This is a genomic window from Nocardioides hungaricus (assembly GCF_054782915.1).
In genome coordinates this window covers 25307-35131 of sequence record NZ_BAAGRO010000018.1, presented here as the reverse complement: position 1 = coordinate 35131, position 9825 = coordinate 25307, and the positions used below count along the sequence as shown (strand labels likewise).

The 9825-nt window shown below is 67.9% G+C and carries 9 protein-coding genes; 4 read left to right on the top strand and 5 right to left on the bottom strand.

Annotation, left to right across the window (positions count from 1 at the left end; translation table 11 throughout):
• Positions 1 to 684: 684 nt before the first annotated feature.
• The gene (locus tag ACYVKX_RS07590) at positions 685 to 1677 is read left to right on the top strand and encodes a bile acid:sodium symporter (protein ID WP_460830216.1); all 993 of its coding nucleotides are present in this window, start codon (positions 685 to 687) and stop codon (positions 1675 to 1677) included.
• A gap of 104 nt (positions 1678 to 1781) precedes the next feature.
• Here the strand turns inward: ACYVKX_RS07590 and ACYVKX_RS07585 are convergent, their stop codons facing one another.
• From ACYVKX_RS07585 to ACYVKX_RS07570, 4 genes are read right to left on the bottom strand one after another with little or no spacing between them, the layout of a single operon-like run.
• Complete coding sequence (locus ACYVKX_RS07585) at positions 1782 to 2372, bottom strand: cadmium resistance transporter (RefSeq protein ID WP_193667649.1); 591 nt, start codon at positions 2370 to 2372, stop codon at positions 1782 to 1784.
• Between the two features lie 51 nt (positions 2373 to 2423).
• Positions 2424 to 2984, bottom strand: a complete 561-nt coding sequence (gene lspA, locus ACYVKX_RS07580; RefSeq protein WP_193667648.1) for a signal peptidase II — start codon at positions 2982 to 2984, stop codon at positions 2424 to 2426.
• Complete coding sequence (locus ACYVKX_RS07575; protein ID WP_460830213.1) at positions 2981 to 4951, bottom strand: heavy metal translocating P-type ATPase; 1971 nt, start codon at positions 4949 to 4951, stop codon at positions 2981 to 2983. The genes lspA and ACYVKX_RS07575 overlap by 4 nt, the downstream gene beginning before the upstream one ends.
• Entirely contained in the window at positions 4948 to 5343 is a 396-nt protein-coding gene (locus ACYVKX_RS07570; RefSeq protein ID WP_224280276.1) for an ArsR/SmtB family transcription factor, read from the bottom strand. Before ACYVKX_RS07570 ends, ACYVKX_RS07575 begins: the two co-directional genes overlap by 4 nt.
• Before the next feature lie 20 nt (positions 5344 to 5363).
• On the opposite strand from ACYVKX_RS07570, the gene ACYVKX_RS07565 reads away from it, so the two are divergent.
• From ACYVKX_RS07565 to ACYVKX_RS07555, 3 genes are all read left to right on the top strand, one after another.
• Entirely contained in the window at positions 5364 to 5618 is a 255-nt protein-coding gene (locus ACYVKX_RS07565) for an MMPL family transporter (RefSeq protein WP_193667646.1), read from the top strand.
• Positions 5619 to 5847: 229 nt separating this feature from the next.
• On the top strand, positions 5848 to 7110 hold the full coding sequence (locus ACYVKX_RS07560; RefSeq protein ID WP_460830206.1) for a cytochrome P450: 1263 nt from the start codon (positions 5848 to 5850) through the stop codon (positions 7108 to 7110).
• A 98-nt stretch (positions 7111 to 7208) separates the two neighbouring features.
• Positions 7209 to 7928: a hypothetical protein gene (locus ACYVKX_RS07555; RefSeq protein ID WP_460830204.1), complete on the top strand. Its 720-nt coding sequence runs from the start codon at positions 7209 to 7211 to the stop codon at positions 7926 to 7928.
• A gap of 1239 nt (positions 7929 to 9167) precedes the next feature.
• Here the strand turns inward: ACYVKX_RS07555 and ACYVKX_RS07550 are convergent.
• Entirely contained in the window at positions 9168 to 9782 is a 615-nt protein-coding gene (locus ACYVKX_RS07550) for an SDR family NAD(P)-dependent oxidoreductase (protein ID WP_460830217.1), read from the bottom strand.
• Positions 9783 to 9825: the final 43 nt, after the last annotated feature.

Here is a 9825-nt window from a genome sequence, read left to right as displayed (position 1 = left end):
CTGGACAACCGCTTGGGACTTCTAGACACATCGACTGGAAATTGGACAGCGATCTTGGAAACCAACAGCTGGCGCTCACGGTCCCTGGACATCGTCTCTTCAGCGTCAGCTGCCAATGCCGATAGCATACCTTCCGTAAGGGGTGGGGCGCTCGACTAGCAGCCGTCGCGCCGCCCACCACCGGCGGAGGGCCTTCGTCGTTCGCATCCCAACTCGGGACATTCTCTGACGCAGTCCGGGATCTCCGTCCAGGTTGACGCAGACGGGAGTCGCACTGATACCGCGTCGCTAGACATTTCCGTCGGATTTGACATCGATTCCGTCGCCGTCTTCGCGTCTGGGTAGTGGCGCGCCTGCCACGTCTCTGCGTCCGAAGTTGCACCGCGCCGGCGCTTGACATGCTTGGACCATCTAAAGTGATGGCGCACACCGCGCGAGCGAGCCGACACCTGACTGTGCTTCACCCCAGCCCGTGGTCGGGCGAGGGTGGCAGCCGGGCTTGCTCAGCCGTTGGGGACCAAGTCGAGCTGGGGACCCGGTCGCCATACCAAGGGTAGAAGGCGCCCGGGAAGCCACGGAGGGGGCCGACACTTCCCGGGTGGGACGAAGGATCAGTCGCGCCGATCAGGCGAACGTAGTTCGCCTGGGACGAACTGAGAGGGCCATCCCAGGGAGAGCAAACAAGTGTCCGACGTCAAAGTCCTCGAGCGTCACCAGATCGCGATCTACCTTGGCGCGCTGGCAGCCGGGGCGGCAGTTGGTCTGACGTGGCCAGGGACTTCGCATCCGCTCGAAGCTGGCATCTATCCTGTGCTGGGTGCGCTGCTGTATCTGACCTTCTTACAGGTTCCGTTCACCCAGGTCACGGCGGGGTTCCGCGACGCCAGGTTCCTCGTCACGGTGCTGGCCGTCAACTTCGTGGCCGTGCCGCTCGCCGTGGCCGGTCTGGTCGCCGTGGCCCCTTTGGAGCAGGCGGTCCTGCTCGGGGTGTTGCTGACGTTGCTCACCCCATGCATCGACTACGTGATCGTGTTCTCCGGGCTCGCCGGGGGAGACAGCCAGCGTCTCGTCGCAGCCTCGCCGCTCTTGATGCTGGCCCAGCTGGCCGTTCTGCCGGTGCTGTTGTGGCTGTTCGTTGGCCCGGAGCTTGCCGACATCGTGGAGATCAGGCCGTTCGTCGAGGCGTTCGGGATCTTGATCTTGCTGCCCTTGGCGTTGGCATGGACCTCCCAGGCGTTCGCCGCCCGGCGCAGAGCGGGCCAGGTAGTCATCCGCGGCTTGAATGCCGCGATGGTGCCGGTCATGGCCGCCACGCTGTTCGTGGTCGTGGGCAGCCAGGTGCCCAAGCTCAGGGGCCGATTCAACGACGTCGCGACGGCGGTGCCCGTCTACGCGGCCTTTTTGGTGGTGATGGCGGTAGTGGGAGTAGCGGCCGCGAGAGTCGCGCGCCTGGACGTGGGACGGGCGCGTGCCCTGGTCTTCACGGGGGCGACGCGCAACTCGCTCGTCGTGCTTCCTCTCGCGCTCGCTCTACCTGCGGCATACGCTGTGACACCGGCGATCGTGGTCACCCAGACCCTGGTCGAGTTGGTGGGGATGCTCGTCTGCATCCGGCTGGTCCCCCGACTTATCCCAGCGAAGGAGGCGGCCGGGACGGACCTGCCGTCCGCGACATGATCGCCGTTGAGGATGCGGAGTTCTGGACATGCTGGGCGGTGCCTGGTCTGAGGCGGTCGACGTTCCTCTTCGGGAAAGCGACGTCGCGCACAGGGCCCGTGTGCTCAGAGGCCGAACGCGCCGCCTTCGATCAGGATGACGAGGCCGAGCAGGATGAGGACGAGCGGGAAGAGCACGTGCTCCCAGCGCTCCAGAACCTCGGCGATCGGCTTGCGGGTCGCGACGAACTTGGCGGCGAGGACGAGGACCAGTACGAGGGCGAGGAATACGACGCAGTAGGCCACGACGGCTGCCGTGCCGACCGTGAGGAACACCGGCACGTAGACCCCGATGTTGTCCCCGCCGTTGGCGAAGGTCACGGCGGCCACGGTCAGGGCGCTGATCGGTCTGTCGGCGACGCTGTCGTCATCGTCGTCCCCGTTGCGCCACACCTGCCAGGCGGCCCACAGCCCGAGCGCCAGGGGGATCAGACCGAAGTAGGGGATGGCGTCGTCGGGGAGGAACAGCCCGGCCCCGAACGTCACCGCGACCGAGGCCAGGAGGATGGCGCCGAACCCGAGGTACTGCCCGACCACGATCTTGGTGGTGGTGCCGCGTTGGCCTGCTCCGCGTGCGAAGAACAGGGACAGGACGATGATGTCGTCGATGTTGGTGACCAGGAACAGGCCGATCGCCTGCAACGCGGAAGTGATCAACGCGCATGTCTCCTTCGTCTCGGCGGTGTCGACTGTCGTCGGCGCCGCTGGCTACGGGTGCTTGGTGTCTGTGGTGGTGTCCGTGCTGGCAGCGGGTCGGACGTACGGCACCGCGTCCGTAGCCTGGTCGCCCTTGCTCTCGGGACGGGCCTGCAGCAGGGCGATCACCATGAAGCCGACAACAATGAAGGTGTCTGCGAGGTTGAAGGTGGGCCACCAGCCGGTGTGCAGGTAGTCGGTGACGACGCCGTCGCCGGCACGGTCGACCAGGTTGGCCACGGCTCCGCCGATGACGGCGCCTCCAGCGATCCGCTCCACCCACCCGGCGCGCGGCGCCCTGTGCCAGGCGTACGCGACCAACGCAAGGGCAAGCGTCCCGGTCACGGCCACGATCACCCACGAGGGAAGTCGGTTGCCGACGGAGAATGCCACGCCGCTGTTGTACGCAAGCCGGAGCTGGATCAGTCCGAGGTCGACCGTCGAGTCCGCGAGTCGCGATTCTGAGGCAGCTTTCGCTCCCAGGTCGATCGCGGCGGCCGTCACGGCCGTTGCAATCACTGAAGCGCGTCGGGTTCGGTTTCGAGTGGCGGCGCTGGCGGGACCGCGGCTCACCGTGCCCCGGCTTTCGCTGGAACAGCGGTGGCCGCAGACGCACCAGCAGGTGCCGCCGCAAGCGGGCGAACCCGACCCGCACGCACGCCGTTGCCGATCACGAAGATCTCAGCGACCTCGTGAACCAGGACCACGGCCGCGAGCCCGAGCACGCCGAACGCAGCCAGCGGGATGAGGATGGTGATCAGGCCGAGCGAGAGGCCAACGTTCTGCAGCATGATCGACCTGGCGCGGCGAGCGTGGTTCAGGCTGTGGGGGAGGTGGCGCAGGTCCTCGCCCATGAGGGCGACGTCGGCGGTCTCGATCGCCACGTCACTGCCCATGGCGCCCATCGCGATCCCGACGTCGGCGGTGGCCAGTGCGGGGGCGTCGTTGACGCCGTCGCCGACCATGGCGGTGGGTCGCTGCTCCCGGAGCCGGTGGATGATGGCCGCCTTGTCCGCGGGGCGGAGGTCGGCATGGACGTCGCTGATCCCAGCCTGGGCAGCCAGGGCGGTCGCGGTGCGCTCGTTGTCACCGGTGAGCATGGCGACCTGGTAGCCGTCGGCGCGGAGGCGGGCGACGACCTCGGCGGCTTCGGGTCGCAGGTCGTCGCGGACGGCGACGGCACCGATCACGACCCCGTCGTACTCCACGAGCACGGCGGTGGCGCCGGCCTCCTGCATGCCGCGCACCGGCTCGGCGAGCTCGCCGGCGGCGATCCAACCCGGCCGGCCGAGCCGTGCCGGCCGCCCGTCGACCACTCCGATGATACCGGCGCCGGTGACGGACTCCACGCCCTCGGCGTCGCGGTGCTCTGGAACGGCGGCAAGGATGGCGCGGGCCAGGGGGTGCTCGCTGCGGGCCTCCAGCGCGGCGGCGACGTCCAGCACCTGCTCGCGGGTGTGGCCGGGTGCGGTGGCAACCTCCACCACGGCGGGGTCGTTGCGGGTCAGGGTGCCGGTCTTGTCCAGGGCGACGGTCCGGATCCGGCCGAGCGCCTCGAGGGCGGCGCCGCCCTTGACCAACGCGCCGATGCGACTGGCGGCGCCGATGGCAGCGACCACGGTGACCGGCACGGAGATCGCCAGCGCACACGGCGAGGCGGCGACCAGCACGACCAGTGCACGCTCGATCCAGGTGGCGGGGTCGCCGATCAGGCTGCCGACGATGGCGATGATGGCGGCGAGGACCATGATGCCGGGGACCAGGGGCTTGGCGATGCGGTTGGCCAGGCGCTGGGCCTCGCCCTTGCGGGACTGCTCGGCCTCGACGATGGTGACGATCCTCGCCAGGGAGTTGTCCTCGGCGGTAGTGGTGACCTCGACCTCGAGGACGCCGGTGCCGTTGATGGAGCCCGCGTAGACGATGTCGCCGGGGCCGGCTTCGACCGGGACGGACTCGCCGGTGAGGGCCGAGACATCGAGTGCGGTGCGGCCGGTCCGGATGACGCCGTCGGTCGCGACCCGTTCTCCGGGCCGCACCAGAAGCAGGTCACCAATGGCGAGCTCGGCAGGAGCCACGACGGCCTGGGAGCCGTCGCGAAGGATGGTGGCCTCGGCCGGGACCAGTGAGAGCAGGGCACGCAGGCCGCGACGCGTGCGGGCCACGGCGTACTCCTCCAGGCCCTCGCTGATGGAGTAGAGGAAGGCCAGCATCGCCGCCTCCGCAACCTCACCGAGGATCACCGCGCCCACAGCGGCGATCGTCATCAAGGTGCCGACCCCGATCTTGCCCTTGGCCAACCGCTTCAGCGTGTTAGGGACGAAGGTCCACGCGCCGAGCGCCAGGGCGACGGCGTTCAGCCCGGTCACCACCCCCTGGGATGCGTCGTTCAGATCAGCCACGAAGCCGGCGACGAGGAAGAGGCCGGCCGCAGCGGCGAACCGCAGCTCACTGACCTCCCACAGACGCTCGGGCTCCTGCTCCTCCAGTTCGTTGCTGTCTTCTCGGGGCTCGTCGGAGCCGCAGCCACAGGCGTCAGTCACAGTGCACGTTCCTTCGTGGTGGGGGCGTCGGGGCGGGACTCGGACAACGGGTCAGCGGGTCCGTAGATGGGGCACAGGTCGACCGACTCGCCGGTCAGGGCGAGCAGCTGCTCGGCTGCGCCGAGAAGATCCATCAGCTCAGGGTGGGCGATGGAGTAGAACATCTGACGACCCTCCGGTCGCCCGACGATGAGGCCGCAGTCGCGGAGGCAGGCGAGGTGACCGGACACGGTTCCCTGAGCCAGCCCGAGGGCCTGGGTGAGGTCCACGACGCGTCGCTCTTCATCGGCGAGATGGCGGATGATTGACAGCCGGTTGCGGTCCGCGAGGCCGTGGAACAGGGCCGCGCCGCGCCTGAGGCCCGCGTCGGCATGGGTCGTTGTCATTGACATAGCCCGATGATAGCGGCAGTGTGATTGATCGTCCACGTCCGCTGTCAGCGATCACGCTAGGCCGCCATCCTGGTCACCGTCTTCCTGGCCTGGCCGCCTCGAACCTGACCGCCCTGAAGGTGATCGGCGTCGGCCTGACACTCGCCGTCATTCTCGACGCGACCATCATCCGCGCCCTGCTCGTGCCCGCGATCATGCGACTGGCCGGAGAGGCGAATTGGTGGGCCCCCGCGCCGCTACGGCGCCTGCACCAACGGCTGGGCCTCACCGACTGACCCAACCCGGCTCATCCCGGACACAAGAGGAAGGCGGAGCGGGTTTTCGGTATCCCCATCACGAACGTCGCCCTGCCGACCATCGCCACCGAGCTGGCTGTCGGCACCGACGCCCTGCGCTCAAGCACTTCGGGCGAGGCAGAGGTCAAGAGACAGCGATGAGTCACCGACCGTGCGCCGTGCCTAGTGCCGGGAACCGTGGGTACCGTCGACCAACGACACCGGAAGGGTGATCACCTTGAATCTCTCGGACCTCAAGTCGGCCGGCAGCACGATCGCGCTGCTTCGCGATCCCTACCGTTTCATCTCGCGCCGGGCCTCCGAGCTCGGTGCAGACGCCTTCCTGACCCGGCTCCTGCTGCGGCCGACGACCTGCATGACCGGCGTCGAGGCCGCCGGTGTCTTCTACGATCCGGCACGGTTCCAGCGGGCCGGAGCTGCGCCAGGTGCACTGCAGAAGACCCTCTTCGGCCAAGGAGGCGTACAGGGTCTCGACGGCGAGGACCATCGCCAACGCAAGGCAATGTTCCTCCAGATCGTTCAACCCGACCGAGTTGAAGCGCTTGCCGAAAGCGTCACTCGCTCGTGGCGGCGAGCCGTGGACGACTGGGAGGCCGTCGGACGGATTCAGCTCTATCCCCGGCTCCAGGAGCTGCTGACCCTGGCCGTTTGCGAGTGGGCAGGCGTACCCCTGCCTGCGGCCGAGGTCGAGGACCGCACCCGGCAGCTCAGTGCCCTTTTCGACGAGGCCGGGCAGATCGGCGTCGGTCACCTTCGCTCGCGGGCCGCTCGCAGAGCGGCTGACCGATGGGCCGCCGCCGTCATCGATCACGTCCGGGCCGGCAAGCTGGACCCGCCTCCGTCGTCCGCGGCGTACGTCGTCGCCCACCACCGTGAGCCGAACGGTCGTCCGATGGCGTCCCGCGTGGCAGGGGTGGAGCTGCTCAACGTGCTGCGACCCACAATCGCCACGGCGGTGTACATCACGCTCGTTGCGCACGCGCTCGACGCTCATCCGGCCTGGAGGAAGCGGCTCGCCACCGGTGACGGAAGTGAAGACACGGCGTTCGTGGAAGAGGTGCGCCGTCACTACCCGTTCTTCCCGGCTGTGGCTGCCGTCGTCCGCGAGGACTTCCACTGGGGGGGCCACCTGTTCGTGAAGGGCCGCCGCGTCCTGCTCGACCTGTATGGCACGAACCACGACAACCGGTACTGGATCAACCCGGAACGCTTCGACCCCGAACGGTTCCTCGGCGAGGAACCCGATCGGTTTGCGTTCGTGCCTCAGGGCGGGGGCGACCCCGCTGCGCATCATCGGTGCCCCGGCGAGCCGATCGCGACACGGCTCATGGTCGTGGCCCTCGATCAGTTCGTCAGGCACATGACCTATACCGCGGTGGCCCCGTCTGCTCCCGTCGACTTCGGTCGACTCCCGGCACTGCCAACCGGCGGTTATCCGATCCGACTTGTGGCGACCGGCATCTCCGCCTGACCTGGACCACGTGGTGCGGAGCTAGCATTCCAGGAGAGAGATCCCGCGGCGCGCCGTCCGAACGGTCGTCGTCACACGATCATCGAGGTGGTTTGTCGGTGGACCAACCGATCTACTGGGGGTTGCTGCTGGCGACGGCCAGTGTCCTGGTCGGAGCACGTCTCGCCGCTCGGCGTCCACTGTGGCGAAGCCACTCCAGCGCAATTTCAACAGGCGACCTGGTCGTGACCGTGACAGCAGCTGCGATTTTGGCGTTCCATTGCGCGGCGATGTTCTTCGCCGACTGGGTGGACGCGGTTCCGTTCGCTGAGGCCCCGGCAGCCGCCGTACGCGACCTCGACAGCCTCGCCAGCGAGGTGTCCTACTGGGTGCCTGCCGTGGCGCTGGTAATCGCCCTACGCCAGGTGTGGGTGTGGCCACCGGCGGTGGCCTTGTTGGTCGTGACACTGGGCGGAGTGGGCTACACGATGTTCGTGCCCCATGCCCTCACGACTCACCTGGCGTGGCTGGCAGCCGCTGTCGTCACCTTGGTACTGCTCGGTACCGCGCTCGTTTCTTCCAGCGTCCCACGAGGTTCAGTCTCGAGCGCCGGCTCTGATGCCGCATCCTCGAGGACTGGAAGGATGCGTAGGCAGGCGCTTGCGGATCTGCCGGAGCGCCTGTCGCTGACCTCGGCGGCTGAGGCTGTGGCCGGCCGTGAGGGCTTGGGCAAGAAGACGGTGCGCCATGAGCGTAGCCAGCTCAGGACGCGGCGGGGACTGGACGGTTCTCTCGCTCAAGTGCTCCAGTCTCAGCTCGCTGTCCGCGTGCTCGCCTAATCGTCATGCTTGCGACGGCCCCCTTGGGCCCCGGTTCCGCGGCCGCGTTTGTGAGGGTCAGTCAGACGGGCATGTGCCGGATTCGTACCAAGCGAAGTGACGGACACGGGAAACGCCGCCGAACGACCGAGGGGTAGCGCGACGGCCTTCCTGCAAATCGGGAGGCGGTCGACCGACGGATGCTGTCCGCGGCTGTCATTCGCGCGGAGCGGGCCACAGAGGCGGGGATGTACCCGCGCCTGTCACGGAGGTCGCCGTCGCGTCCTCGCGTAAGTCTTCCGAGGCCTCTACGGCGCGATCATCGTCGAGGACCCGGGCCTCATCCCTGTCACCCGCGAACGGGTGCTCGTGATCTCCGACCTCACCCTTGACTGGGACGGTCAGGTCGTGCAGCCGTCCACGATGGGCCGGATGATGCGTACCCGGCGCCGGTCGAGACCGCCTGCTGTTGGCTGCGGCGGGCAGCGAGCCTTCGCTCGGATGAGATTCGAGCCATGCCACGTTTATGTCCCGAAAACGGTATCGCAAGCCATCTAGCGACGTCAGATAGCATCAAGAGGATTGGGCGCCGTCGCCTCGTTCACTGTGCGTTTGCGCAGGTCAGAGCGCGAGGCAGCAAAAAGCAGCAAGCAGGCTCGCAACCCGTCACCACCGAACTGTGAGTCCAGAGGTCGCAGGTTCAAATCCTGCCCCCGCTACAACAAAAGTGGCCCCTGACCTGCGGAAACGCAAATCAGGGGCCACTTGCTTTCTTGAAGCATTTCGACCTATGTCGCGCTTTGCTCCCCGAAAACTGACCTGAGACCTGGTTGGTGCGCTGGCACTCAGGCGCGGCCAGCACCACGAGTGGTGCGGACAACTCATCCGTTGCGACCGCGTGTCGCTGGTTCAAATTCGTCGGCGTGCCATGTGAGAGCGTTGCTGCTCTGCGGCGGCATATGCGGCGAAGTGGTGCTGCTTCATGGTGAGGGCAACAAGAGATTTGAACCATGGAGGCTTCTGGCGCGCGCTAAGGCAAGGAGCACGGACAACGCCTTGCCGAGCACGGTCTCCGGCCCCGCTCCGTTGGGCTCCGGGCGCGGGGAGTGCATCGACCTGCCCCTCCTCGTTCGGGCGACGCTCGTCTCTGCCGGGTCGCCGGGCCTGACGCTACTCGACCCCGATGGTGCGTACTGCTCGTTCGCGCGGCTACCGGCCGCTGGACGCCGGTGACGGCTCAGCCCTGGTAGGGCACCTCGGTCAGCCAGTCGGCCTCGTCCTGTCCCGCTGCTGCGTGGATGGCTTCGGCCACGCGGTCCGGCGTGAACGGCCCCTCGGTCGAAGGGCCCCGCGGACGGTCACCGAGACAGCGCGAATCCCGTCCGGGCGCAGCGTCGTGTCGAGGCTCTGCACCAGGTTGCGGACGCCGGCCTTCTGCACCCCCAGCGATGCCGCCTGGTGCGACGGCTCGTCAGCCGCCATGCTCCCGGTCACCGTCACGCGTGCGCCGGCGGACATGAACGGACGAGCTGCCTGCACCTCAGTGAGCAACGCACCGACGCCGAGCGCCACATCGGCGAGGAGCTCGTCCATCTCTAGCTCGAGCGGGTCCTTCTGCCGGAACGCGCTCGGGTTGAAGTGGAGCACGTCCACCCTCCCGAAGTTGCTCGCCCAGGCCCCGATGGCGGCCCGCGCCACAGGGACGTCTGTGAGGTCTGCCACCGACCACCGGGCTGCCGCACCCGTGCTCTCGAGGTCGCCCGCCAGTACGCGCATGGCCTCGTCAGCGTTGCCGAGCAACGCGACGTCGTACCCGTCCTTCGCGAACCGACGGGCGACAGAGCCACCGACGCCCGGCCCGGCTCCGACGATCATGATCACGGCTTCGTCACGGGTATACCTCTCGTCGCATCAGGAC